Raw genomic sequence first — 25,744 nt, 5'->3', positions numbered from 1 at the left:
CTTTCGAAATCTTGGAAAAATCGGGCGGCAAACGGCGGTCGGCTTATTCGACCACTTTCGGGACCATGAAGAAATCCCGGTCGGTCGCAGGCGCATTGGCGACAATGTCTTCCGCCTTGTTGCCGTCGGTCACCACGTCGGCACGCTTTTTCATCTCCACCGGGGTGACTGATGTCATCGGCTCGACGCCGTCGACATTCACTTCCGAAAGCTGCTCCACGAAACCGAGTATGCCGTTCAGCTGGCCGAGCATATTCTGTGCTTCTTCTTCGCTGACGGCGATACGGGCAAGGCGCGCAACGCGCTTTACGGTGGCGAGATCGACGGACATGGTTCTACTCCGGTAGGAATTTTCCTACCCGCTATAATCACCATGTCCGCCATTCGCAACGGTAGAAAGCATGTCGCGTCAAAGTGTGAGGTGCTTTTGCGTCACGACATGCCTGAGCAAAACGTCAGAAGGACAGCGTATCGCCCGCCTTAGGCGTGTGGACACGGGCTTCCGACCCCTCCATGCCGGTCACGAACTTCTCCGGCGTCTGGTCGATGATCGGGAAGGAGCCATAGTGGCAGGGAATGACATTCTCGAACTTGAAGAAGCGCTGGCAGGCGAGCGCCGCGACGGCTCCGCCCATGGTGAAGCGGTCGCCAATCGGCACGAGGCCGATATCCGGCTGGTGCAGTTCATTGATGAGCTTCATGTCGGAAAAGATGTCGGTATCGCCCATGTGATAAACGGCCGGACCGTCTTCGAAATGCAGCATCAGGCCATTGGCACTGCCGAGCGAATGGGAGACGCCATCCTCGGTGATCTGGGCGGAGGAATGCAGTGCATTGGTGAAGGTGACGGAAAAACCGTCAAAATGCACCGTGCCGCCGGTATTGCCCATATCGATCTTCGCGACGCCCTTGGCGGAAAGCCAGGCGGCGAGATCGGCATTCGCGAGCACGGTCGCGCCCGTCTCGCGGGCAAGCTGGACGGTATCGCCGACATGGTCGCCATGGCCGTGGGTCAGGAGAATATGGGTGATGCCTTCGGCTGCCGACTTCCCATCCTGCCCCGCAAAACCGGGGTTACCGGTGAAGAACGGATCGATGAGGATCTTCGCGCTACCGTTTTCAAGGCGGAAGGCGGAATGGCCGAGCCAGGTGATTTTCATGGAAAGTTCTCCTTTGTATTGCCGGTATATTATGACATAGGACGGCCTGAACAACCGCACTACCAATATTTAAGAGAGGCGACCATGGCCGCAAATGATGACGAGTACGTGTATGACGAGGCGACCGGTGAATGGCGACCGGCCTCCGAGCTGGCTGCAGAAGCGGCGCGCGCGAATGAAGTGCACGATGCGGCGGGCAATGTGCTGGCGGATGGCGATTCCGTCACCCTCATCAAGGATTTGAAGGTCAAGGGCACCAGCACGGTCATCAAGCAGGGCACCGTCATCAAGTCGATCCGCCTGACCGATAATCCGGAAGAGATCGATTGCAAACATGATGCGGTGAAGGGTCTGGTGCTGCGCACCGAATTCGTCCGCAAACGATAAAGGCAACACGCGACATGGCAACACTCACCATTGAGGAACTGGCGCAGGCGCTTCAGCCGGGACAGGCGATTGCCGGCCTCGACCTTGGCACGAAGACGATCGGGCTTGCCATGTCGGACCTGTCGCGGCGTTTCGCAACGCCGCGCCCCGTCATCAAACGGGTGAAATTCACGCAGGATGCGGAAGTGCTGCTGGCCTTCGCCGAAAAGGAAAAAGTTTTCGCCTTCATCATCGGCCTGCCGATGAACATGGATGGTTCGGCCGGTCCCCGCGTGCAGGCGACGCGCGCCTTCGTGCGGACGATGGGCGAAAAAACCGCCCTGCCCTTCATTTTCTGGGATGAGCGGCTTTCGACGGTCGCGGCCGAGCGCGCATTGCTGGAAATGGACGTCTCACGCGCAAAGCGCGCCGAACGCATCGATTCGGCAGCCGCAAGCTTCATTCTTCAGGGCGCGCTGGACAGGCTTTCCGCACTCACCCGCGCGGCCGACTGACGGCCCTGCCACCAGACCGCAATCTGCTTTCTCTTGCGGAAGGCGAGAATCGCAAAAACGATCAGGCTGTCGACGGCGATGGCGCGCGCCACCAGCGGCGGCAGGCTTTCCGGCGGCAGGCCGAGAATATTGCCGTAAATCTCGAACACCAGATCATGGGTCTGGCGTGTGAGCATGTAGAAGCCGAAGCTCATGTCGTAATAGGAAAGCCAGTACCAGCTGCCCAGCAGCGCGACGGGACCGGCCCAGAGGATCAGAAACCACTTCATGCCGCCTGCCCCCGCACAAACCTCGTATCGGGAACGCCGGCAAGCACCGCCCAGCGCACCACGGCCATAAGGCAGAGGTTCAGCGCCGGCGCGTCGATATCCAACGGCAGCATCACAAAAAACGTCATCATGACGCCTAAAGCTGTCCAGCGGCTCACTTGCGGCTCCCTTGTGCGCAGTCATTGCGCATGGTTAACATTTCGTTAATCCACACTGGACCGGCAGCCATGGCGAGGCAAACGAAAGCTGTCATTATGGTTAACGACGGGCGGCCGGTATGTGGAAAAGAACGTGATCGCGTGAACGGCCGGCTGCGCCGGGCGGTTGCCGGCCCGGTGAAAACATGACTGATTTTTCTTTAATGCACAGGCCCAAGCGCGACTGTCTTCCGCCTGCGGAAACCGGTTCAGCCGTAAACGCCGCGCACCAGCCTTTTGACGGCAGTGGCGATCTTGTCCCAGTCCCGGTCCGATTTGAGCGGTACGCCAGCGAACTGACCGCTGGTGGCAGCGGAAATGACGAGGTGCTGAATGGCAGCGAACAGTACGGCATTGACCGCCGCTGTATCCACCCCCTTCGGCGCCGCCAGCGAACCGCGCATACGCTCCAGCCATTTGCCCAGCGATTTGGCGCGGGCTTCGGCCAGTTGCCGCACCTGCGGCGAACCGTCAGACACTTCCCACGCGATGATCTTGCAGACGAGAGGATCGCTGCGCAGCGCATCCATGAAATAAAGCGCCAGCTTTTCCATGAGGTCGCCATAGGTCAAAAGGAACATGCCGCCGGTATCTTCCGGAATTCGATCCTTCACCCAGGAACCGAGGTCCTCGCCGATCGCCTCGATCAGACCATCGAGGCCGCCGAAATAACGGTAGATGAGCTGCTTGTCGCAGCCGGCGCGGCGGGCAACGGCATTGATGCCAAAACCCTGAAATCCCTCTTCGGCAAGCAGCGACCGCGCCGCATTAAAAATCGCCTTCTCGGTCTGAGCGCGATCCTTGATGCGCTTTTCCGGTCTGTCGGCTGAAATCGCCTCTGCGGTCGCCAGCATGATTCCCTACCCGTGTTTTGAAAGGCCTTCCTCAACGGGTTAACAAAGCATGAAGGGAAGAACAACGTGGCGGAGAGGATGGACGGAAGGTTTTTGTGGATGAAGGGTACGCCATGCCGTTCAGGCGCTGACACCTCCATAGCTAACCGGGAGATGCCGCTCGATTTCCATGGAATCATGAAGAATGCGACCGATGCCCACCAAATCGGGATTCAACACGCGATACAGCAACAGATGCCTCGGATATTTAACCAGGCCGGTTTCACTTCTCGCCCTCTCCCGGCTGTAACGGAGATGGTAGCTGCGCACATCGTCTGCCACTTCCGGGCGGAGACTTGTTCCGGAACGAAACGGATCCCGCGCAACATCACGCAGCGCCGTGACAAGCAATTTTTCGTAGCGTTTTCTCGCTGCGGCCCCAAATGTCGCGTGGGTCCATCCAAGAATTTCAATAATGTCCGATTGCGCGGCTTCGGACAGACGATACCTCGTCATGCCTTATCAGATTTGGCAAGGCGCGCTTCAGCGTCGCGTCCGAGAGCGGAAATGAAGTCGTCGAGATCATCCTCCGCCACATCCGTAAAACGGCCTTGATCAAGGTCGGCGAAGCCCTGTTGCGCCGCCACCCTCAAGGCTTCCAATCTGGTCACCTCAAGGCGCTCGCGCCTTTCGATCAATCGTAAGCCCTCGCGCAGCACTTCGCTGGCATTTTGATAGCGGCCAGATTTGACGAGTTCGTCTATGATCTCTTCGTGATGCTGTGTCAGAACGACGTTACGCGTTGGCATCGGAGCCTCCACCAGACACTAGAATTTTTCCGCTTTTCTTCGAATCGCGAAAACACTCTAACTCTTTATTTTAGCGCATTTCCGGACGGAAAACCGGGTTCCACTTTTCCTGGAAATGCTCTAGCGACATCCAACAATACCATCGATTGGCATAATCTGCCAATATTACTCCAGCGCCATGCCGAACCAGACGCTGCCCGGCGTTTCGTGGCTTTCGAGGCGTTTGAACCCGCGGGTTTCCCAGAAGCGCATGCCCGCATGGTTGCGTTCGCTGGCGCCGAGGTGGATGCCGTAGACGTTGTTCTGTCTCGCCATATCGAGCCAGCGCGACAGAAGCCGGGTGCCGCCGCCCTTGCCCTGGGTGCGCGGCAAGAGGTTCATGTGGATATGGGCCGGAAACGGATCGGTGAGCCAGGCGGGTGTGCGGCGCGGATAGTGGATGAACTGGGCGCGGCGCTGGTCGGCGTCCCATGTCTGCTGGTCGCCGCCGGGATCGGGGTAAAGGCTGCGCAGATGCGGCCACCATTCCCGCTCCAGCCGCTCTTCGTGCAGCGCCGTATCGAGAGCGCCGACGATATAACCGCACACACCTTCCTCATCCTCCGCCACGAAAACGGCATCGGGCCAGAGATGCAGATAGGGCGCTGAATAGATGTGCCCGACCATGCGGCCGTCATTGTAAAGGGCGGTGGCGTCCTGCCCGGCATCGCCGGTGGCGAGACTTATGGCGTAGAGCGCGTCTTCATCCTCGGAACGGGCGGAACGGAAGGTCAGCATTGGCAACCGCCTTCCCTTGCCGCGCATCGATGCGCGAAAATGTCACGACAGATCAGAACACGCTTTACGCCATTGCTGTTTTTCAAATCCGAGACCCCTCCCGCCGGGACTGCAAAACCTTCATCCGCATGCATCGGTCAAGATGCAGGCGGATAAAGAAGATCGATTATATAATTCGGATCGAAGCGGGAATCGAGCATGCCGTAAGTATGCCGCCAGCCGCCGGCCAGACGGGTCTCGAGGAAGGCATCGGCAATCTTGCCGGCGCCGAGACGGCAAAGCTCGGCGGCAGCGGCCGCAAGCGCGAACTGCTCCACCAGCAGGCGGGCCGCTCCCTCGTCACGCTCAGCAAGGGCGATTGCGGCACGCAGCACGTCGGTGGTCTTCTTGCCGGCCGCACCCAGATCACGCTCCAGCGTCTGGAAGACGAGATCGAACAGATCCTTGCCGCGCTGGAGAACCCGCAGCACATCCAGCGCCATAACGTTGCCGGAGCCTTCCCAGATGGCGTTGACGGGGGCTTCGCGATAGTGGCGGGCAATCGGCCGCTCTTCCACGTAACCGTTACCGCCAAGGCACTCCATGGCCTCATAGATAAGCGCCGGCGCGATCTTGCAGCACCAGTATTTCACGATGGGCGTCATCACCCGCGCATAGGCGGCTTCGGCCGGATTGTTGCGGGCGGCGTCGAATGCCGTCGCCAGCCGGAAGGAGAGCGCAGTGGCCGCCGCCACATCCAGCGCCATGTCGGCGAGAACGCGCGTCATGATCGGTTGCGTGACCAGCATCTTGCCGAAAACCGAACGGCCGCGGGCTAGTGCACGGCTTCGGCAAGCGAGGCGCGCATCATGCCAGCGGAGGCAAGCGCGCAATCGAGCCGCGTCAGCGTCACCATGTCGAGAATGGTGCGGATGCCGCTGCCGGGATCGCCCAGCAGATAACCGAAGGCGTCGGTGAATTCGACTTCGGCGGATGCGTTGGAGCGGTTGCCGAGCTTGTCCTTCAGGCGCTGGAAATGCAGGCCGTTCTTCGAACCGTCTTCGAGATAACGCGGAACGAGGAAGCAGCCCATGCCGTCGCCCATCTGAGCGAGCATGACGAAACCGTCGCTCATCGGCGCGGAGAGGAACCATTTGTGGCCGGACAGGCGATAGATGCCCTCGCCCACCCGCTCCGCCGTCGTGCGGTTGGCGCGCACATCCGTGCCGCCCTGTTTTTCCGTCATGCCCATGCCAATGGTGACGGCGGTTTTCTGCAGGGCCGGTTTCTGCGAGGAATCATATTTGCGCGATAGGATCTTCGGCGCCCATTCCTTCTGCACGCGCGGCGAAGCCATGATGGCCGCGACGGAGGCGTTGGTCATGGTCAGCGGGCAAAGATGCCCGGCCTCGAGTTGCGAGGTCAGGTAGAATTTCGTGGCGCGGGCCTTATGCTCATTGCCGCGTGTATCGGGAGAATTTTCCCAGACGCTGGAATGCAGGCCTGACGACATGGAACGACGCATCAGCGCATGCCAGGCGGGATGGAATTCCACCTGATCCAGACGTTCGCCGCGCGGGCCGTGGGTATGCAGTTGCGGCACGCCCTGATTGGCCATGCGTGCCAGTTCCTGCGCCTCATGCGACGTGACGTAACGGCCGAGCTGGTCGAACTCGTCTCTCAGATTGCGCGACAGGCCGGAGGTGAGATCGACGATCAGCGGATCGGAACGATAGGCGTTGATACCGGACCAGAGGCTTGGCTGGTTCAGTTCGGCGAGCGTTTCTTCTGTCCGGGAATTCTGGGTCATCCGCTGCTTCTAGCTGTTTTGTACTGGCGTTGCATAGTGGGGTGATATTGCATAATTCCACCCGCAGGAAGCGATTGAGACGATTAAACCGCCGCTTTCAGCATTTTTCGGGAGTGATCCTGATTTAGGTATCCGGCCCGCAGAATACCAAACACGTTTCCGGCAAGATCAACGACAGTCCCAAAAAAAGCCGCGCAGAAGTTGCGGCAGCAACCGGCGGGCATGCGGATAAACGCATTCTCCATAATCTGCGGCCTGACGTGGAACCTGCGGCAGGCTTTTTCGGTTGGCGACTTTGCTGAACGGCTGCATAGGGAGGAGACCATGGAGGCCAGCGTAAGAAAGCTCTTCGAGCGATATGAGCGATTTTTCAACAAGTCCCTCAAAGGTGATATGGATATGGAGGAGGTCGCCTCCCTCTACGCCTCCGACTTCATCGCCGCCTCCCCCGCCGGCGTGATGACCGGAAAGAACGATGACCACTTGAAGCAGGTCATGATGAAGGGTTACGAGCGCTACCGGACGATCGGAACGAAAGAGATGCGGATACGCGCCATCCGTATCTCGCCCATCGACGACCATCATTGCCTTGCCCATGTTGCCTGGACGGCGACCTTTGATCGCAAGCGGCAACCGGATGTCGCAATCGATTTCGATGTTCATTACTTCGTCCAGAGGCTGGATGGGGCGCCGAAAGTTTTCGGCTGGGCGTCAGGCGACGAACAGGCGCTTTTGAAGGAGCATGGCATCGTCTGATGCCTGCGCCTTCCATCGTCAGGCCGTTTGCCCTCGAGGGTTGGGGAAACATCGTCATGTTTTCATTTCAGGAGTTGCGGGCGCTTGCCCCGCGACCATGCAGTCTCTATAGAGCGCAGGACCGAATTCCGCCGCACTCCTGAGGCGTGTTCACAGCGAATGGGAGCGCGCGGATCAGCATTCGGGCGTTCCGGGCATTTTCACGGGAAAATGCGGCGCCCGTCAGGAGGCAAACCGCATGGTCTTCTTCCCCCATCGCCATCTCCTCGGCATCAAGGGGCTTTCCCACCAGGATATCACCCTGCTTCTCGACAAGGCCGACGAGGCGGTGAAAATCAGCCGCCAGCGCGAGAAAAAGACCTCGACGCTTCGGGGCCTGACGCAGATCAACCTGTTCTTCGAAGCCTCGACGCGCACGCAATCCTCCTTCGAACTCGCCGGAAAGCGTCTCGGCGCAGACGTGATGAACATGTCGGTCGGCAATTCCTCGGTGAAGAAGGGCGAAACGCTGATCGATACGGCGATGACGCTAAACGCCATGCGCCCGGATGTGCTGGTCGTGCGCCATTCCTCCGCCGGCGCCGCCGCGCTGCTCGCGCAAAAGGTCGCCTGCTCCGTCGTCAATGCCGGCGACGGCCAGCATGAGCACCCGACGCAGGCGCTGCTCGACGCACTGACCATTCGCCGCGCCAAGGGCGAACTGTCCGGCATCACGGTGGCAATCTGCGGCGACGTGCTGCATTCGCGCGTTGCCCGCTCCAACATCATCCTGCTCAACCAGATGGGTGCGCGCGTTCGCGTCGTCGCGCCAGCCACGCTGCTGCCCTCCGGTATCCGCGACATGAGCGTCGAAGTCTTCCACGACATGAAGGAAGGGCTGAAGAACGCCGATGTGGTGATGATGCTGCGCCTGCAGCGCGAGCGCATGTCCGGCTCCTTCGTGCCTTCAGTGCGCGAATATTTCCATTATTACGGCCTCGATGCCGAAAAGCTGAAGGCGGCGAAGGAAGATGCGCTGGTCATGCATCCCGGCCCGATGAACCGCGGCGTGGAAATCGCCTCCGACGTGGCCGACGGTCCGCAGAGCGTGATCGAAAGCCAGGTGGAAATGGGGGTTGCCGTGCGCATGGCGGTCATGGAAACCCTGCTTGTCTCGCAAAATCAGGGTGAGCGCGTATGAGTGCCGTTACCGTTCTCAACAATCTCCGCATCGTCGATCCGTCCCGTAACCTCGACGAGACCGGCAGCATCGTTATCGGTGCCGACGGCACCATTCTCGCGGCCGGCAAGGACGCCCATAATCAGGGCGCTCCCGAAGGGGCGACCGTTCGCGACTGCAAGGGTCTGCTGGCCGTTCCCGGTCTGGTGGACGCCCGTGTTTTCGTGGGTGAGCCGGGTGCCGAACACCGCGAGACCATCGAATCCGCCTCGCGCGCGGCAGCGGCCGGCGGCGTCACCAGCATCATCGTCATGCCCGATACCGATCCCGTCATCGATGACATCGCACTGGTCGAATATGTGAAGAAGACGGCACGCGACAAGGCGCTCGTCAATGTGCATCCCGCAGCAGCACTCACCAAGGGTCTGAACGGCGAGGAAATGACCGAATGCGGCATGTTGAAGGAAGCCGGCGCGGTGGCCTTCACCAATGGCCGCAAGGCGCTTTCCGATACGCTGGTGTTGCGCCGCGCCATGACCTATGCGCGCGAACTGGGCGCAGTGATCGCGCTCGAGACGCGCGACAAATATATCGGCGGCGGCGACATGAACGAGGGGCTTTTCGCAAGCTGGCTCGGGCTGTCGGGCGTTCCGAAGGAAGCCGAGATCATTCCGCTGGAGCGCGACCTGCGCATTGCCGGGCTGACACAGGCGATCTACCACGCCGCCAAGATTTCCGTGCCCGAATCGGCAGAAGCGATCCGCGTTGCCCGGCAGCGGGGCGTAAAAGCCACCTGCGGCATCTCGATCAACCATCTGACGCTCAACGAGAACGATATTGGCGAATACCGCACCTTCTTCAAGCTCTCCCCGCCGCTGCGCGCCGAAGACGACCGCAAGGCGATGGTGGAAGCACTGAAGGACGGCACCATCGACATTATTGTCTCCTCGCACGACCCGCAGGATGTCGACACCAAACGCCTGCCGTTTTCGGATGCGGCGAGCGGCGCGGTCGGGCTCGAAACCCTGCTGGCGGCGGCGCTGCGCCTGCACCATAGCGGCGAAGTTCCGCTGATGCGGCTGATCGATGCGCTTTCCACCCGCCCTGCGAAGATTTTCGGACTGGATGCCGGAACGCTGAAGGCGGGCGCGAAAGCCGATATCACGCTGATCGACCTCGACGAGCCGTGGCTCGTGGCAAAGGAGCAGCTGGTCTCGAAATCCAAGAACACCCCGTTCGAGGATGCCCGTTTCAGCGGCCGCGCGGTTGCCACTTATGTGGCTGGCAAAGCCGTTCATTCCTTGGCATAAGATCACCAACGGAGATCACGCGGCCAGCGCGACAGAGGGGACGTTTGAATGAGTGCTTTGACTGACTGGCAGACGGCGCCTGCCCTTCTCGCGCTTTCGGCGCTGATCGGCTATCTGTTCGGTTCTATTCCCTTCGGCCTCATTCTCACCCGCATGGCGGGGCTGGGCGACGTGCGCAAGATCGGCTCCGGCAATATCGGCGCGACCAATGTGCTGCGCACCGGCAACAAGAAGCTCGCCGCCGCAACCCTGCTGCTCGACGCGCTGAAGGGCACGGCGGCGGTGCTGGTCGCCAATGCGCTCTGGGGTTACGAAGCGTCGCTGGTCGCCGGTTTCTTCGCCTTCCTCGGCCACCTGTTTCCGGTGTGGCTCGGCTTCAAGGGTGGCAAGGGTGTGGCGACCTATATCGGCGTGCTTTTGGGTGCCGCACCGCTGATGATGCTGGCCTTTGCGCTCATCTGGCTCGCAACCGCCTTCATCACCCGTTATTCCTCGCTCTCGGCGCTTTTGGCCATGCTGGTCATTCCCGTGGCTCTCTGGGTGCTCGGACCTGAAAAGACGGCGCTGCTGGTGACGCTGCTGAGTGCGATTTCATGGTGGAAGCACCGCGAGAATATCGCGCGCCTGCTGGCGGGCACTGAAAGCAGGATCGGGCAAAAGGGCTGAGACCCATTTAAGGATATGCCATGCCGCATGAGGAAACGACACGGCAGGGCATAGAGCTTTCCGCGCGGCAGCGGGTCGCGTGGCTGAGGCTGATCCGCAGCGACAATATCGGTCCCGTCACCTTCCGCGAACTCATCAATCATTTCGGCAGCGCCGAAAAGGCGCTCGACGCCCTGCCCGAGCTTTCAAGGCGCGGCGGCTCGTCGCGCAGCCCGCGCATCGCCACGCAGGCGGAGGCAGAAGGTGAGATCGAAACGGCCGAAAAATTCGGCGCGTGTTTCGTCGGTATCGGTGAGCCGGATTACCCGCCTGCCCTGCGGCAACTGGATGGCGCGCCGCCGCTGATCGCCATGAAAGGATCGGCAGCGACCGCGACAAGACCGAGCATCGGCATCGTCGGCTCCCGCAACGCCTCCATCAACGGCGCGAAATTCGCCGCCATGCTGGCGCGCGATTGCGGCCGCGCCGGCTATAGCATCGCTTCGGGGCTGGCGCGCGGCATCGATGCGGCGGCGCACCGGGCAAGCCTTGCGACGGGCACGGTTGCCATGCTGGCCGGCGGTCTCGACCGCCCCTACCCGCAGGAAAATTTCGGGCTCTTGCAGGAGATATACGATCAGGGCGGCGCGACGATCAGCGAAATGCCCTTTGGATGGGAACCGCGCGCCCGCGATTTTCCCCGCCGCAACCGATTGATCGCAGGCGTCTCCCTCGGTGTTGTCATCGTCGAAGCGGCGGAGCGCTCCGGCTCGCTGATAACGGCAAGGCTTGCCGGAGAAGCGGGACGGCTGGTTTTCGCCGTGCCCGGCTCCCCGCTCGATGCACGCTGCGAGGGCACCAACCGGCTGATCAAGGAAGGTGCGATGCTGACCACGGGCGCGGCCGATATTCTGGAAGCGCTGCGACCGCTGATGGAGCCGCAATTGCCCTATGAACGCAAGATCGAGGAACCGAGATCCGACACCGAGATGTCACCACCAGGGGACGACGAGCGCAGCATCATCGCCGCCGCTCTCGGTCCCTCGCCCGTGGAAACGGACGATATCATCCGTCACACAGGTTTTTCCGCTGCAACCGTTCATCTGGTGCTGCTGGAGCTTGATATCGCAGGACGTCTAAACCGGCATGCCGGGGGGCGTGTGTCGCTCTTCATCGCGGATTGACAGCTTGCGCCGCCCGCTCTGGATATCGCCGACTTCGACATAGGCCATCTCGATCAGATAACACAGCATGTCGGCCCCCTCACGGTTTGCGACCTGCCGCAATTCCGCGAGCATCTGGCGAATGTAAGCCAAGTTCTCTCTGGTCCCTTCATTATCGGCATTATTGTTTGTTGCGTTGGGGACCATATATCTATCCTGCAAAATTTGCCTGAAACGAAGAGCAATAAGTCGATTCAAATGATGTTGCCCATCATAACCAATTTACCAAAGATTGCAATACAACAATAGATTATCCATAGGTTGCATTCACCTTGAAGCGATAAAATCGGCCTTGCCTCTTGACCCGCGCGCATTACCTGTCCATGTCGAAATATAAAGAAGGCGAATTGCGGCATTGCGCCGTGACCCGGCCACGTTAACGGACCAGTTCCAGAGAAAAACAATATGAATGTCGTCGTCGTAGAATCTCCTGCCAAAGCCAAGACGATCAACAAGTATCTTGGCTCGGGCTACAAGGTTCTTGCATCCTTTGGCCACGTCAGAGACCTTCCTGCCAAGGACGGATCGGTGCTGCCCGACCAGGATTTCGAAATGTCCTGGGAGGTCGACAGCGCATCCGCCAAGCGCATGAAGGATATTGCCGATGCGGTAAAATCCTCCGACGGCCTCATTCTCGCAACCGACCCGGATCGCGAAGGCGAGGCCATTTCCTGGCACGTTCTCGATCTTTTGAAGAAGAAGCGCGTCCTCGGCGACAAGCCAGTGAAGCGCGTGGTCTTCAACGCCATCACCAAAAAGGCCGTGCTGGACGCCATGGCGAACCCGCGCGACATCGATGTGCCGCTGGTCGACGCCTATCTCGCCCGCCGCGCGCTGGATTATCTCGTCGGCTTCAACCTGTCGCCCGTGCTGTGGCGTAAGCTGCCCGGCGCGCGTTCCGCCGGCCGCGTTCAGTCGGTTGCGCTGCGTCTCGTCTGCGACCGCGAATCCGAGATCGAGCGTTTCGTCTCCGAAGAATACTGGAACATCAGCGCGCTTCTGAAGACACCGCGCGGTGACGAGTTCGAAGCCAAGCTGGTTTCGGCCGATGGCAAGCGCCTGCAAAGCCGCTCGATCAAGACCGGAGACGATGCGAACCGGCTGAAGGCGCTGCTGGAAGGCGCGAGCTATGTGGTCGAAAGCGTCGAGGCGAAACCCGTCAAGCGCAATCCCGGCCCGCCCTTCACCACTTCGACGCTGCAGCAGGCGGCCTCCTCGCGCATGGGCTTTTCCGCCTCGCGCACCATGCAGGTGGCGCAGAAGCTTTACGAAGGCATCGATATCGGCGGTGAGACCGTCGGTTTGATCACCTATATGCGTACCGACGGCGTGCAGATGGCCCCGGAAGCGATCGATGCCGCCCGCCGCGCCATTGGCGAGCAGTTCGGCGGCCGGTACGTGCCGGAAAAGGCGCGTTTCTATTCGACCAAGGCCAAGAACGCCCAGGAAGCGCACGAAGCTATCCGCCCGACCGATTTCAACCGCACACCGGATCAGGTGAAGCGTTACCTCGATCCCGATCAGCTGCGTCTTTATGACCTGATCTGGAAGCGCGGCATAGCGAGCCAGATGGCCTCGGCGGAAATCGAGCGGACCACGGTGGAAATCCTCGCCAGCAATGGCGGCGAAAAGGCAGGCCTGCGCGCCGTCGGTTCGGTGATCCGTTTCGACGGTTTCATCGCCGCCTATACCGACCAGAAGGAAGATGGCGAACAGAGCGATGACGGTGACGACGAAGGCCGTCTGCCGCCGATCAACGAGCGCGAGAACCTCGCCAAGCAGAAGATCAACGCCAGCCAGCACTTCACCGAACCGCCGCCGCGTTATTCGGAAGCCTCGCTGATCAAGAAGATGGAAGAACTAGGCATCGGCCGTCCTTCCACCTATGCGGCGACGCTGAAGACGCTGAGCGACCGTGAATATATCGTCGTCGACAAGCGCAAGCTGATCCCGCATTCGCGCGGCCGGCTGGTGACGGCTTTCCTCGAAAGCTTCTTCACCAAATACGTCGAATACGACTTCACCGCCGCGCTTGAAGAAAAGCTCGACCGGATTTCCGCCGGCGAACTGGACTGGAAGCAGGTTCTGCGCGATTTCTGGAAGGATTTCTTCGCCCAGATCGAAGACACCAAGGAACTGCGTGTCACCAACGTTCTGGATGCGCTGAACGAGGTTCTGGCGCCGCTGGTCTTCCCGAAGCGCGAGGACGGTTCCGATCCGCGCATCTGTCAGGTTTGCGGCACCGGCAATCTTTCGCTGAAGCTCGGCAAATACGGCGCTTTCGTCGGTTGCTCCAATTATCCGGAATGCAACTACACCCGCCAGCTGACCTCGGACGGCTCGGAAGCCGAAGCTGCGGCTTCGAACGAGCCGAAGGCGCTGGGTGCCGATCCGATGACCGGCGAGGAACTGACGCTGCGCTCCGGCCGTTTCGGGCCCTATATCCAGCGCGGTGACGGCAAGGAAGCCAAGCGCTCCTCGCTGCCCAAGGGCTGGAAGCCTGAGGATATCGACCACGAAAAGGCGCTGGCGCTCATCAACCTGCCGCGCGATATCGGCAAGCATCCGGAAACCGGCAAGATGATTTCCGCCGGTCTCGGTCGCTACGGGCCGTTCCTTTTGCATGACGGTTCCTATGCGAACCTCGAAAGCATCGAGGACGTATTCTCTATCGGCCTCAACCGGGCCGTGACCGTGATTGCCGAAAAGCAGAGCAAGGGACCGGGTCGCGGCCGCAGCGGCACGCCGGCCGCGCTGAAGGAGCTGGGCGATCACCCCGATGGCGGCTCGATCACCGTTCGCGACGGGCGCTATGGCGCTTACGTCAACTGGGGCAAGGTCAACGCCACCATTCCGAAGGGTCAGGACCCGGCTTCGGTGACGCTGGACGAGGCGCTGGTGCTGATCGCCGAGCGCATCGCCAAGACCGGCACCGGCGGCAAGCCTGCCAAGGGCAGGAAGATGACTGCCAAGAAGGCCGATGGTGACGCCGCAGCTAAGCCGAAGGCGACCAAGGCCAAGGCGGCAACGAAGAGCAAGACGGCCGCCAAGCCGAAGGCAGCGGCCAAACCCAAGAAGGCAGCAGAGTGAGCAAAGCGCCGCGTCAGAGACAGGGTTCCGCCAGCGACGGTTTCGGACGCACCGGGCGCGGCAAGCGGGTCAGTGAAGGTGAAGGCATCATCCATGGCGAGGTGCCTCCCCGCGACGTGCTGCTGAAATTCATCGCCGACCATCCGCAACAGGCCTCCAAGCGGGAAATCGCCAAGGCTTTCGGGCTGAAAGGCGAGAACCGCGTCGTTCTCAAAGCGCTGCTGAAAGAGCTTGAAACCGACGGCATGGTGCAGAAGAGCCGCAAGTCGCTGACGCGGCCGGGCGGCCTGCCGCCGGTCACGGTCCTCGACATCACCACCCGCGACAAGGACGGCGAATTGATCGGCCGGCCAGCGGAATGGCCAGAGGATCAGGGCGCGGCACCGGCCGTGCTCATCCGCCAGTCATCGCAGGATCGCGGCAAGAAGGCCCCGGCGGCGGGTCTTGGCGACCGCATTCTGGCGAAAATCTTCCCCTCCAAGGAAAGCTCCGGCCCGGCCTATACGGCCCGCGTCGTCAAGCTGATCGACCGCCGCCAGAACGCGCTGCTCGGCGTGTTCAAGGAGACGGCCGGCGGCGGCGGACGGCTGAGGCCGATCGACCGGCGCGGCGAAGAAATGGTCATCGACCCCGATGGCGTCGGCGATGCGAAAGACGGCGACCTGATCGAGGTGGAAACCTCGCGCAACAGCGGCCGTTACGGGCTGACGCGCGCCAAGGTGCTGTCGGTCATCGGCTCCGTTGCCTCGGAAAAGGCGATCTCGATGATCGCGATCCATTCCCACGGCATTCCGCATATCTTCCCCTCGAACGTTCTTGCCGAGGCGGATGCCGCCAAGGCGGCCAGCATGTCGCACCGCGAGGACTGGCGCGACCTGCCGCTCATCACCATCGATCCCGCCGACGCCAAGGACCATGACGACGCAGTCTATGCCGAGCCCGACACATCGCCCGACAACCCTGACGGTGTCATCGTCACCGTCGCCATTGCCGATGTCTCCTGGTATGTGCGTTCCGGTTCGCCGCTCGACCGCGAAGCGCTGAAGCGCGGCAACTCGGTCTATTTCCCTGACCGTGTCGTGCCGATGCTGCCGGAGCGCATCTCCAACGATCTCTGCTCGCTGAAGGAAGGCGTCGACCGCCCTGCCCTTGCCGTGCGGATGATCTTTTCGAAGGAAGGCCGCAAGGCCGGCCACACCTTCCACCGCATCATGATGAAGAGCGCTGCCAAGCTCTCCTACAGCCAAGCTCAGGCGGCCATCGACGGACGGCCGGATGACAAGACCGGCCCGCTGCTGGAACCCATCCTGAAGCCGCTATGGCACGCCTATGCGGTGATGAAGCGTGGCCGCGACCGTCGCCAGCCGCTGGAACTCGATATGCCGGAACGCAAGATCCTGCTTCGGCCTGACGGGACGGTGGACAAGGTCGTCATTCCTGAACGCCTCGACGCGCATAAGCTGATCGAGGAAATGATGATCCAGGCGAATGTCGCCGCCGCCGAGACGCTGGAAAAGAAGAAGCAGCCGCTGGTCTATCGCGTCCATGATGCGCCCACGCTTTCCAAGCAGGAAGTGCTGCGCGAATTCCTCGGCACCATCGGCATTTCCATGGCCAAGGGTGCGGCGATGCGCGCCAATTCCTTCAACGGCATTCTGGCCCGCGCGCTCGATACGCCGCACCAGATCATGGTCAACGAGATGGTGCTGCGCAGCCAGAGCCAGGCGATCTACAGCCCGGAAAACATCGGCCATTTCGGCCTCAACCTGATGAAATATGCGCATTTCACCTCGCCGATCCGCCGTTATGCCGACCTCATCGTGCATCGCGCGCTGGTGGGGTCGCTTGGCCTTGGCGAAGGCGGCATCACACCGCAGGAAGAGGCGACGCTGGACGACATCGCCGCCGAAATCTCCACCTTCGAGCGCCGCGCCATGGCTGCCGAACGCGACACCATCAACCGGCTGATCGCGCATCATCTCTCCGAACGGGTGGGCGAAGAATTCGAGGGCCGTGTTTCCGGTGTCACCAAGGCGGGACTTTTTGTCGCGCTTCCGCAATTTGGCGCGGACGGCTTTGTTCCTATATCTACACTTGGAACCGACTATTTCCTTTACGATGAGGCCCATCAGGCCCTGACAGGAGAGAAGACGGGCCTTGGATACCAGCTTGGCGACACGGTTCAGGTGCGGCTTGCGGAAGCGGTGCCTTTGGCAGGCGCGCTTCGTTTCGATATGCTGAGCCCGGGGCGCAAGATGCCGGTCGGCTCGCGGTCGTTCCACAAGGCAGGCCGGCGGACATCGCGTCCTGCCGCAAAGCCCGGGACGCGACCGCCCAGAAGGCGACGATAACAAGACCGCTTCAGGCGGTTGAAAAACGGGAGAAGGACTTAAGGATGAGTGCACATCAGGGCTCGGAAACAGTCACCTTCGGAGACGATAGCGCGGAACGGCCGCTTGGCCGCTCGATCATGCGGGGAATGGCCAATCGCTGTCCTGCGTGCGGCAGCGGACGCCTGTTCCGGGCCTTCCTGAAGCCGGTGGACGCCTGTGCCGCCTGCGGCGAAGAAATGCACCACCACCGGTCCGATGACCTGCCGCCCTATATTTCCATCGTCATCATCGGCCATATCGCCGTCGGCGGTTTCATGATGACCGATATGGTGTTTTCCGTTCCCATGTGGGTGCATTTCGCCATCTGGGTGCCGATCACCATTCTCGCCGCACTTTTGACGCTGCAACCCATCAAGGGCGGCGTCATCGGCCTGCAATGGGCGCTGAAGATGCACGGCTTCGACCGAAAACAGCAAAAAGCGCAGATCGACGGCTCGTCTCACTGACGGCGGGCGGGACCTTGCAGGTGACTCAGCTTCCCCGGTGTGCCGAAACGGCGAGCGCGCCCATGCGGCCGCGCGACGCCGCCTCCATCATTCTGTTCGACCGTTCCGGCTCGCAGCTCAGGGTGCTGATGGGCCAGCGCAGCAGCGCCCATGTCTTCATGCCGGGCGCCTATGTGTTTCCCGGCGGCAAACGCGATCCGCGCGACCATGCGCTGCCCTTTTCCGGCGATCTGCATCCCGCCGTCCTCCACAGCCTCACTGCCTCCGCAGCGCGGCGGCTGAGCGCTGCCGGCGCGAGAGCTCTGGCGCTTGCCGCCGCGCGCGAGCTTTTCGAGGAAACCGGCGTGGATCTCGGCCTGAGCACCAGGGGTCCCGATCTTTCCCGTTTCCGATATGTGGCCCGCGCCATCACCCCACCCGGCAATGTGCGGCGCTACGACACGCGATTCTTCTGCTGTTATGCCGACGAATTGCGGCTGGATACCCGGCTAACCCGTGATTCCGACGAGTTGCACAATGTGCAATGGCTTGACATGACAGACCTTTCCGGTCTGAACATGCCGAAAATCACGCGTACGGTTCTCGAAGATGTCACAAAACTCATGATAGGTGATCCCTCATTGCCCTTTGAAAGCCCCGCGCGGCTCTATGTCACGCGCCACGGCCGGTTCATTCGAGACTTTGTATAAAGGCCGTCATGTCACAAATGAAATGCGAAGAAGCGGACGCCATTCACTGGCCCTCACTGATCGCCGCCATTTCCGCCATCAGTGCGGTCGGTGTCGCCATCGGCCTTGGCCTGCCGCTCCTGTCGATCATCCTTGAGAAGCGCGGCATCTCTTCCACCATGATCGGGGTGAATTCGGCCATGGCCGGCGTCGCAGCGATGATGGCGGCCCCCGTGACCACCAAGATCGCCCATGATTTCGGCGTAGCGCGAACCATGCTGTTCGCAGTCGTCGTTTCGGCGCTGAGCGCGCTCGGTTTTTATTTCGCCGAAGCCTTCTGGATGTGGTTTCCGCTGCGAATCGTTTTCCACGGCGCCACCACCACGCTTTTCATTCTCTCCGAATACTGGATCAACATGACCGCGCCGCCCAGGAAGCGCGGCATGGTTCTCGGCATCTACGCCACCGGCCTTGCGGTTGGCTTCGCGGTCGGTCCGCTGCTGTTTTCCGTCGTCGGCAGCGAAGGCATATTGCCGTTTCTGGTCGGCGCGGCGATCATCCTGCTCGCCGCGATCCCGATCTTCATGGCGCGCGGCGAAAGCCCGGAGCTGGATGAGCGGCCCAACCACCATTTCGTCCGTTATGTCTGGCTGGTGCCCATGGCGTCCGCGGCGGCCTTCGTCTTCGGTTCGGTGCAGGCCGGCGGCCTTTCGCTGTTTCCGATCTATGCGACGCGGGAAGGCTTCAACGAATCGCAGGCGGCACTTCTCCTCACCGTGATGGGTATCGGCAATATGGTCTTCCAGATACCGATCGGCCTGCTTTCGGACCGGATGAAGGACCGGCGTACGATGCTGGGGCTGATGGCCTTTGCCGGCGTCTGCGGCACGCTGGCGCTGCCTTTCCTGGTGGAAAGCTGGATTCTGGTGGCGGCCCTGCTGCTGTTCTGGGGCGGGCTGGTCTCGGGCATGTATACTGTCGGCCTCACCCATCTCGGATCGCGCCTGAAAGGCGCCGATCTGGTCGCCGCCAATGCCGCCTTCATCTTCTGTTACGCCGTCGGCACGATTGCGGGGCCGCAGGCCGTGGGCATTTCCATGGACCTTGCCGGAACCGACGGCTTTGCCTGGTCGCTGGCGGTATTTTTCGGGCTTTACGTGGTGCTTTATATCGTCCGTTTTGTTTTCCGGGCAAAACAGGCTTGACTTTTCAGGCGCGATACGTAGTTTCGCGCCAGATTTAGCCGAGGTGAGAAGCGCCTGCGGCTTCTCTTTTGTTTAAAGGCAGGACGACCATGGCGAAAGCTACAACAATCAAGATCAAGCTGCTGTCGACAGCCGACACCGGTACCTTCTACGTCACCACCAAGAACAGCCGTACGTTCACGGACAAGATGACGAAGACGAAGTACGACCCGGTTGTACGCAAGCACGTTGAATTCAAGGAAACCAAGATCAAGTAATTTCTTGATCGGTCTCCGACAAAAGCGCGCCCAACGGGCGCGTTTTTTGTTTGTGCCAACGGAAGAAGGCTGCCACCAGCTTCGTCGCGCTGAGAGGCTTTCCAGGCGGCCAATAAGGCCCCCGCGTCTCCGCTGCCCCCCGGAAATCGCCGCCGTTACTAGCAAAGCGCGCGAACAGCCATGGGTAAGTCCGACCATATGGTCCGACGCCCCATCCGCCGCCGCAATCATTCAGATGCTCGGAAGAAGTATCCCAAGGGCTACGGCCATCCGCCCCTGCCCCGTATCACGACCTCGCACTGACGTGAACGAAGACGACCGCACAAGCCGCTACGCTGCGACACGCGCACCACGAACAGGCAATTTTCGGGAAGAAGGCGGTCGGCCAACGATGCGATTACGGCACGAGGAACCGATTCGGACATCGTCAGCCGACCGACCCCACGATTCAGGAGATGCGGCGGACCTGAGCATCATGGGGCATTCAAACTACGCAATACCAGCCCCTGACGAGCGAAATCGCGACGGCTAAAGCCGCTATCATTCATCTTCACAAGACGGATAAACCGCCGGAAGAACTGTTACTCTCAATAGGGAGTGTGCGCAGAAGTAAAATAAAAATCAACAAATTCTTAAGCCAGAGATACATCACCTGGGAAACATGGTTAAGTATACAAAGCTGGCACACTATAGTTGCCGGAGAGATTGAATTCAACGTATTTTTCAACTTGAACTCTATTTATATCGCCAATCTGCATCTTTTCATTGCAAAGCGATAAAATACATCCAAGGTCAATGGCTTGCAGTTTCGCGACGCCCGCCCCGTATTCCCGAATAACTATTTCGCCGGGATATAACGGAGAGATTGCGCAATATTTTTAGTCAATCCGCCGCTGACGCTCAGGCAGCGGCAGCAACGACGCGGTTGCGACCGGCGTGTTTCGCCTCGTAGAGCGCCTTGTCCGCCTGCTTCAGGATTTCGTCCGGTGCGCCGAAGGCGCCGCTGCTGGTGGCGATGCCGAGGGAGGCGGTAATGCTCAATTCCCGGTCGATGGAACGAACATAAAAAGGCTTGTCCTCGACTATCGCCCGCAGGCGCTCGGCGACGCTTGCCGCAAGTTCCATCGGCGTATCGGGCATGACGACGACGAACTCCTCCCCGCCATAACGGCAGGCGAGATCCGCGCCGCGCACCGTGCTGCGAATGCGTGCTGCAAATTCCCGCAGCACCTCATCGCCGACATCGTGACCATAGGTGTCGTTGACCAGCTTGAAGCGGTCGATATCGGTCATGCAGATGGAGATCGGACGGCCGCGAACGGCAGCACGGTCGAAGAGTATCTTCAGGTGGTTGTCGAGGTAACGGCGATTGTTGAGGCCGGTCAGCCCGTCGACAATCGCGAGTTCCATCGTGTGCTGAAGATTGAGCCGCAGATGCTCGTTGTAACGCTTGCGCCTGATCTGCGTCAGCGAGCGCGCGACGAGTTCGTTCGGATCGATCGGGCGGAGAATGTAATCATTCACGCCGAGATCGAGCGCCCGCGCCACCATATCGTCCGCCCCCTGCTCCGCCACCAGAAGCAGCGGCAGGAAACGGGTGCGTTCCAGCGAGCGAAGCTGCGAGCACAGCCGTAGCGGATCGTAATTCTCGAAATTGGAATTGACGATGACGAGCTCGAACGGATTGCCCGCGGCCTTGAGCAAGGCCGCCTGCGGCTCGGTGACGGCATCGACCTCGGCAACCGGCTTCAGCGCCCGCACGATACGTTCCTGCGAGCTGGCGCGGCCATCCGCAACCAGCACGCGGCCGGGCGTCTGCATCAGGCCATCGCTGCGCAGCATCTCCTCGATGCCGATCTGCCGTGCGGTTTCGGCGCGTAGCCGCAATTCGTCGCTGACGGCCTTGAGGCGCACAAGGCTTTTGACACGGGCGATGAGCTGAAGGTCATTGACCGGCTTGGTGAGAAAATCGTCGGCGCCGGCCTTGAGGCCGCGCACGCGGTCCGACGGCTGATCGAGTGCCGTGACCATCACCACCGGAATATGGGCGGTATTCGGGTTGGCCTTCAGCCTTTCGCAGACCTCGAAGCCATCCATGCCCGGCATCATGATATCGAGCAGGATGATATCGACCTGCTCTTCGTCGCAGATCGCCAGAGCCTTGAAACCATCCTCGGCGGTGACGACATCGAAATATTCCGCCAGAAGGCGGGCTTCGAGAAGCTTCACATTGGCCGGAATATCGTCAACAACCAGAACTCTCGCCGTCATAACCGTTCCCCAGTCGCCTCACGCATCGCCCAGATAAGTCTTGATGACTTCGATGAACTTCGGAACGGAAATCGGCTTCGATACATAGGCCTCGCATCCGCCCTGGCGAATCCGTTCCTCGTCGCCCTTCATGGCAAAAGCCGTGACCGCGATGACCGGAATGACATGCAGCTCGTCATCTTCCTTCAGCCACTTCGTCACCTCCAGCCCCGAGACTTCCGGAAGCTGGATATCCATAAGGATGAGGTCCGGGCGATGCTTGCGGGCGAGATCGAGCGCTTCCATGCCGTTGCGCGTCTGGATGGTCGTATAACCGGACGCCTCGATCAGGTCGCGAAAGAGCTTCATGTTCAGCTCGTTGTCTTCGACTATCATGACCTGCTTGGGCATGGTGAGCAGTCCCCGTTTCGCTTTGAAACCTTCATCCAGACATATAAGTTGCCAGAGAACCGATTCCATCGTCCATTTGTTGCGCAAGGCTAGAGGGATTTGGTTTCAAAATAGGTAACTTCGGGGAAGAAATGCTGCGCGATACGAAAAACAAAGGCAATGCCGGCCAGGATCCGCAAGAAACGGCAGCCGCCATACTTGGCTGGCTGGCAAACGAACCGGAAATGCTGGCGCGTTTTCTGGCGCTGAGCGGGTTGCAGGCCAATATGTTGCGCCAGGCCGTCAACGATCCCGGCTTTCTTGCCGGCCTCACCGATTTTCTGATGAGCCATGAACCGGACCTGATGGCGTTTTGCGCCGCGACCGATACTTCCCCCGAAACAGTGGCGGCGGCATGGCACCACTTTTCCGGGCCGGGGCTGGATTCAGGCGTGTATTGACGGGTCGCCCCCTTGAGCCATTGTCACGGCCGGAGTATGGTCGGCAACGTTCTGGTTTTGTTTTCAGCCCATGTCCACGTCGCAACCCTATGATCCCGGTTTTTGCCGCGACTGTCTGGCCGGCCAGCCAGAAGGGCTGAGGCGTTGCCGCGCCTGTGGCAGCCCGCGGCTTGTTTATCATGCCGAACTCTACGATCTGAGCATTGCCCATATCGACTGCGACGCTTTTTATGCCTCCGTTGAAAAACGGGACAATCCGGAACTGGCCGACAAGCCTGTGATCGTTGGCGGCGGCAAGCGTGGGGTGGTTTCCACCGCCTGTTATATCGCCCGCATTCACGGCGTGCGTTCCGCCATGCCGATGTTCAAGGCGCTGGAAGCCTGTCCTGACGCAATCGTCATCAAGCCGGATATGGAAAAATACAGCCGTGTCGGGCGCGAAATCCGGGCGATGATGCAGGAATTGACGCCGCTGGTGCAGCCGCTTTCCATAGACGAGGCGTTTCTCGATCTCTCCGGCACCGAGAAGCTGCATCACGATCCACCGGCCCGTGTGCTGGCGAAATTCGCTAGGCGCGTGGAAAAGGAAGTGGGCGTGACCGTTTCCGCCGGGCTTTCCTATTGCAAATTTCTCGCCAAGGTCGCGTCCGACCTGCAAAAGCCGCGCGGCTTTTCGGTGATCGGCGAAACGGAGGCGCTGTCCTTTCTGGCGGCACGGCCGGTCACCACCATCTGGGGCGTGGGCAAGGCCTTTGCGGCGACGCTGGAGGCGGACGGTATCCGCATGATCGCGCAGTTGCAGGAGATGGAGGAAAGCGAGCTGATGCGCCGCTATGGCGTGATGGGGCAACGCCTCTTCCGGCTTTCGCGCGGCATTGACGAGCGGCATGTGCACAATAACGACCCCGTCAAAAGCGTCTCTTCCGAAACCACCTTCTTCAACGATATTTCCCGCCATGAGGATCTGGTGCCGATCCTGCGCTCGCTTTCCGAAAAGGTTGCCTGGCGGCTGAAGAAGAGCGGCATTGCCGGCCAGACGGTGGTGCTGAAGATGAAGACGGCAGACTTCAAACTCCGCACCCGCAACCGCAAGCTGGACGACCCCACGCAGCTTGCCGACCGGATTTTCCGCACCGGCCTTTCGCTGCTGGAAAAGGAAACGGACGGCACCAAGTTCCGCCTCATCGGTATCGGCGTCAGCGATCTGCGCGATGCGGGTCTGGCCGATCCGCCCGATCTCGTCGACAAACAGGCGGGGCGCCGGGCTGCGGCGGAAGCGGCGATGGACAAGCTGCGCGACAAGTTCGGCAAGGGCAGCGTCGAGACCGGCTATACGTTCGGAACGCGCAAATAACAGTTGCGGGATTGTGCGACAGGCCGCGCAATCCTGTCCTGGCCGCTTCGCGCCGGATATATTTTAGATTTTACACAAATTAGTGATGTTGCGGATGAGCGGTCCTTAAACTTCATTAAACTTCGCATGATTGAGTGAGGCAAGTTTTGTACATGTGGTGTATTGCGTCATGTCCCTCCGCCTCCGTCTTATGGCCGGCATGCTGTCAGCCAGCATTCTTGCCTTTCCGGCGCTTGCCGCTGACAGCAGGTCCCTGCAGATATTGGTATCGAAAAGCGACCAGTCGCTCGCGCTTTATGAGAACGGCGAAATCGTCGCCACCTCGAAGGTCTCCACCGGCAAGGCCGGACATGAGACACCGAGCGGCATCTTCTCCATTCTGGAAAAGCGGAAATACCACGAATCGAATATCTACTCGGCCGCGCCCATGCCTTTCATGCAGCGGCTGACATGGTCCGGCATCGCGCTGCACGAAGGCAAGGTACCGAACTATCCGGCCTCGCATGGCTGCGTGCGCCTGCCGTCCAAATTCGCCAAGTCTCTCTTTGGAGACACCAAAACCGGCGTGCATGTCATCATCACCGACCGGCCGGTCTCGCTGCGCTTTGTGCAGCATCCGGCGCTGTTTCAGCCGCGCGACGATGCCGACGACGGCAAGCTGCTTCTGTCGGATGTGGAATTGCGCCCGGCGACCTTCGATGCGGCTCTGGGGACGGTCGAGGTCGCCGTCAATGAAAAGACCCAGGCCCTCAAGCCGGCGGCGAAGACCAGGGAGCCCTCGCCCCTGCGCATTCTCATCACCCGGCGCGGCGAGCGGGAAAAGGTGATGGATATTCAGACCGTGCTGACCCGCCTCGGTTTCGATGCCGGTTCAGCGGATGGTTATGCCGGGGAGATGACGATCAGCGCCATCAATGGTTTCAAGCGCTGGAAGGGGCTGAAAACCGCCGGCCCGCTTCTGACCGATGCCTTCGTGATGGCGCTTTATGCCTCCGCCGGTGAAGACCACCCGCCGACCGGCCAGATCATGGTGCGACAGGATTTCAAGCCGCTGTTCGAAGCAGCCATCGACATCAAGGACCCGGAAGTGGCGCTCGGAACCCATTTCTTCGAAGCCGTGTCCGTGGATCGCGCCGCCGGAACCGCCGAATGGAACGGCGTGACGCTGGAAAACCATCTGCCGGCGGCGGCCCGCAAGCGGCTCGGCATCTCCGTTACCGAAGCGCCGGGCGGCTTCGATCAATTGAGCGCCGTACTCGGCCGCCTCGAAATTCCCACGGAAATACGCAGCCGGATCGAGCAGGAGCTTTCAAGCGGCAGCTCGATCACCGTTTCCGATATCAGTCACCAGCTGGAGACAGGCACTGGAACGGACTTCATCACCGTGACCAAAGAAGGGCCGGTATGAGCGACGTGTGAGGC

General features: G+C 60.6%; 27 protein-coding genes and 1 pseudogene. 16 read left to right on the top strand and 12 right to left on the bottom strand.

The window, feature by feature from the left end:
* Positions 1 to 43: 43 nt before the first annotated feature.
* Complete coding sequence (gene gatC, locus L901_RS01465) at positions 44 to 331, bottom strand: Asp-tRNA(Asn)/Glu-tRNA(Gln) amidotransferase subunit GatC (protein ID WP_003496362.1); 288 nt, start codon at positions 329 to 331, stop codon at positions 44 to 46.
* A 124-nt stretch (positions 332 to 455) separates the two neighbouring features.
* Positions 456 to 1,160, bottom strand: a complete 705-nt coding sequence (locus L901_RS01460) for a metal-dependent hydrolase (protein ID WP_059752727.1) — start codon at positions 1,158 to 1,160, stop codon at positions 456 to 458.
* A gap of 84 nt (positions 1,161 to 1,244) precedes the next feature.
* Between L901_RS01460 and L901_RS01455 the strand changes: the two genes are divergently transcribed.
* Together L901_RS01455 and ruvX are read left to right on the top strand one after the other, a co-directional pair.
* Positions 1,245 to 1,547: an alkylphosphonate utilization protein gene (locus tag L901_RS01455; protein WP_059752725.1), complete on the top strand. Its 303-nt coding sequence runs from the start codon at positions 1,245 to 1,247 to the stop codon at positions 1,545 to 1,547.
* A gap of 14 nt (positions 1,548 to 1,561) precedes the next feature.
* Positions 1,562 to 2,041: a Holliday junction resolvase RuvX gene (ruvX, locus tag L901_RS01450; RefSeq protein WP_003521476.1), complete on the top strand. Its 480-nt coding sequence runs from the start codon at positions 1,562 to 1,564 to the stop codon at positions 2,039 to 2,041.
* On the opposite strand, the gene L901_RS01445 is transcribed toward ruvX, so the two are convergent.
* From L901_RS01445 to L901_RS01420, 7 genes and pseudogenes are all read right to left on the bottom strand, one after another.
* Positions 1,993 to 2,310 carry a DUF6105 family protein gene (locus L901_RS01445; protein WP_059752722.1) on the bottom strand — a complete coding sequence of 106 codons (318 nt, stop codon included), beginning with the start codon at positions 2,308 to 2,310 and terminating at the stop codon, positions 1,993 to 1,995. The two genes, ruvX and L901_RS01445, sit on opposite strands and share 49 nt — an antisense overlap.
* Positions 2,307 to 2,438 carry a hypothetical protein gene (locus L901_RS27810; protein ID WP_256381338.1) on the bottom strand — a complete coding sequence of 44 codons (132 nt, stop codon included), beginning with the start codon at positions 2,436 to 2,438 and terminating at the stop codon, positions 2,307 to 2,309. Before L901_RS27810 ends, L901_RS01445 begins: the two co-directional genes overlap by 4 nt.
* A 278-nt stretch (positions 2,439 to 2,716) precedes the next feature.
* On the bottom strand, positions 2,717 to 3,361 hold the full coding sequence (locus L901_RS01440) for a TetR/AcrR family transcriptional regulator (RefSeq protein WP_003521480.1): 645 nt from the start codon (positions 3,359 to 3,361) through the stop codon (positions 2,717 to 2,719).
* 120 nt (positions 3,362 to 3,481) lie between these two features.
* Entirely contained in the window at positions 3,482 to 3,856 is a 375-nt protein-coding gene (locus L901_RS01435) for a type II toxin-antitoxin system RelE/ParE family toxin (protein WP_059752719.1), read from the bottom strand.
* On the bottom strand, positions 3,853 to 4,149 hold the full coding sequence (locus L901_RS01430; protein WP_059752717.1) for a type II toxin-antitoxin system ParD family antitoxin: 297 nt from the start codon (positions 4,147 to 4,149) through the stop codon (positions 3,853 to 3,855). Before L901_RS01430 ends, L901_RS01435 begins: the two co-directional genes overlap by 4 nt.
* A gap of 165 nt (positions 4,150 to 4,314) precedes the next feature.
* A complete protein-coding gene (locus tag L901_RS01425; RefSeq protein WP_059752714.1) occupies positions 4,315 to 4,926 on the bottom strand; it encodes a GNAT family N-acetyltransferase in 612 nt (203 codons plus the stop codon).
* A 137-nt stretch (positions 4,927 to 5,063) separates the two neighbouring features.
* Positions 5,064 to 6,715: pseudogene (locus L901_RS01420) on the bottom strand (acyl-CoA dehydrogenase family protein).
* Positions 6,716 to 7,039: 324 nt separating this feature from the next.
* Here L901_RS01420 and L901_RS01415 point away from each other — a divergent pair.
* The 5 genes from L901_RS01415 (at position 7,040) to dprA (ending at position 11,769) form a co-directional block, all read left to right on the top strand.
* A complete protein-coding gene (locus tag L901_RS01415; RefSeq protein ID WP_031233434.1) occupies positions 7,040 to 7,471 on the top strand; it encodes a hypothetical protein in 432 nt (143 codons plus the stop codon).
* Between the two features lie 238 nt (positions 7,472 to 7,709).
* Entirely contained in the window at positions 7,710 to 8,651 is a 942-nt protein-coding gene (locus L901_RS01410) for an aspartate carbamoyltransferase catalytic subunit (protein WP_003521487.1), read from the top strand.
* Complete coding sequence (locus L901_RS01405) at positions 8,648 to 9,940, top strand: dihydroorotase (protein WP_059752711.1); 1,293 nt, start codon at positions 8,648 to 8,650, stop codon at positions 9,938 to 9,940. The genes L901_RS01410 and L901_RS01405 overlap by 4 nt, the downstream gene beginning before the upstream one ends.
* 48 nt (positions 9,941 to 9,988) lie before the next feature.
* Positions 9,989 to 10,606: a glycerol-3-phosphate 1-O-acyltransferase PlsY gene (plsY, locus tag L901_RS01400; protein WP_020808929.1), complete on the top strand. Its 618-nt coding sequence runs from the start codon at positions 9,989 to 9,991 to the stop codon at positions 10,604 to 10,606.
* 20 nt (positions 10,607 to 10,626) lie between these two features.
* Entirely contained in the window at positions 10,627 to 11,769 is a 1,143-nt protein-coding gene (gene dprA, locus L901_RS01395) for a DNA-processing protein DprA (RefSeq protein ID WP_059752707.1), read from the top strand.
* Here the strand turns inward: dprA and L901_RS01390 are convergent.
* A complete protein-coding gene (locus L901_RS01390) occupies positions 11,722 to 11,955 on the bottom strand; it encodes a hypothetical protein (protein WP_059752705.1) in 234 nt (77 codons plus the stop codon). The genes dprA and L901_RS01390 overlap by 48 nt on opposite strands.
* Positions 11,956 to 12,213: 258 nt before the next feature.
* Here L901_RS01390 and topA point away from each other — a divergent pair, with 258 nt between their 5' ends.
* The 6 genes from topA (at position 12,214) to rpmG (ending at position 19,867) form a co-directional block, all read left to right on the top strand.
* Positions 12,214 to 14,898, top strand: a complete 2,685-nt coding sequence (gene topA / locus L901_RS01385) for a type I DNA topoisomerase (RefSeq protein ID WP_059752702.1) — start codon at positions 12,214 to 12,216, stop codon at positions 14,896 to 14,898.
* The gene (gene rnr / locus L901_RS01380) at positions 14,895 to 17,249 is read left to right on the top strand and encodes a ribonuclease R (protein WP_059752700.1); all 2,355 of its coding nucleotides are present in this window, start codon (positions 14,895 to 14,897) and stop codon (positions 17,247 to 17,249) included. The genes topA and rnr overlap by 4 nt, the downstream gene beginning before the upstream one ends.
* A 44-nt stretch (positions 17,250 to 17,293) precedes the next feature.
* Positions 17,294 to 17,737, top strand: a complete 444-nt coding sequence (locus tag L901_RS01375) for a DUF983 domain-containing protein (protein ID WP_059752697.1) — start codon at positions 17,294 to 17,296, stop codon at positions 17,735 to 17,737.
* A gap of 62 nt (positions 17,738 to 17,799) precedes the next feature.
* Positions 17,800 to 18,426, top strand: a complete 627-nt coding sequence (locus L901_RS01370) for an NUDIX hydrolase (RefSeq protein WP_003521495.1) — start codon at positions 17,800 to 17,802, stop codon at positions 18,424 to 18,426.
* Positions 18,427 to 18,443: 17 nt separating this feature from the next.
* Positions 18,444 to 19,610, top strand: a complete 1,167-nt coding sequence (locus L901_RS01365) for an MFS transporter (protein WP_183044066.1) — start codon at positions 18,444 to 18,446, stop codon at positions 19,608 to 19,610.
* 89 nt (positions 19,611 to 19,699) lie between these two features.
* Positions 19,700 to 19,867: a 50S ribosomal protein L33 gene (rpmG, locus tag L901_RS01360; RefSeq protein WP_003496403.1), complete on the top strand. Its 168-nt coding sequence runs from the start codon at positions 19,700 to 19,702 to the stop codon at positions 19,865 to 19,867.
* A 900-nt stretch (positions 19,868 to 20,767) separates the two neighbouring features.
* Here rpmG and L901_RS01355 read toward each other — a convergent pair.
* Both L901_RS01355 and L901_RS01350 read right to left on the bottom strand, forming a co-directional pair.
* The gene (locus L901_RS01355; RefSeq protein WP_020810655.1) at positions 20,768 to 22,138 is read right to left on the bottom strand and encodes a PleD family two-component system response regulator; all 1,371 of its coding nucleotides are present in this window, start codon (positions 22,136 to 22,138) and stop codon (positions 20,768 to 20,770) included.
* Between the two features lie 18 nt (positions 22,139 to 22,156).
* On the bottom strand, positions 22,157 to 22,528 hold the full coding sequence (locus L901_RS01350; RefSeq protein ID WP_003521498.1) for a response regulator: 372 nt from the start codon (positions 22,526 to 22,528) through the stop codon (positions 22,157 to 22,159).
* A 131-nt stretch (positions 22,529 to 22,659) separates the two neighbouring features.
* Between L901_RS01350 and L901_RS01345 the strand changes: the two genes are divergently transcribed.
* From L901_RS01345 to L901_RS01335, 3 genes are all read left to right on the top strand, one after another.
* Positions 22,660 to 22,968: a DUF3572 domain-containing protein gene (locus L901_RS01345; protein WP_003521499.1), complete on the top strand. Its 309-nt coding sequence runs from the start codon at positions 22,660 to 22,662 to the stop codon at positions 22,966 to 22,968.
* 70 nt (positions 22,969 to 23,038) lie between these two features.
* Positions 23,039 to 24,322: a DNA polymerase IV gene (locus tag L901_RS01340; protein WP_059752691.1), complete on the top strand. Its 1,284-nt coding sequence runs from the start codon at positions 23,039 to 23,041 to the stop codon at positions 24,320 to 24,322.
* A 169-nt stretch (positions 24,323 to 24,491) separates the two neighbouring features.
* Positions 24,492 to 25,730 carry a L,D-transpeptidase family protein gene (locus L901_RS01335; protein ID WP_059752689.1) on the top strand — a complete coding sequence of 413 codons (1,239 nt, stop codon included), beginning with the start codon at positions 24,492 to 24,494 and terminating at the stop codon, positions 25,728 to 25,730.
* Positions 25,731 to 25,744: the final 14 nt, after the last annotated feature.

Source organism: Agrobacterium sp. D14 (assembly GCF_001526505.1).
GTDB lineage: Bacteria > Pseudomonadota > Alphaproteobacteria > Rhizobiales > Rhizobiaceae > Agrobacterium > Agrobacterium leguminum.
This window is presented reverse-complemented; position numbering and strand designations above follow the sequence as displayed.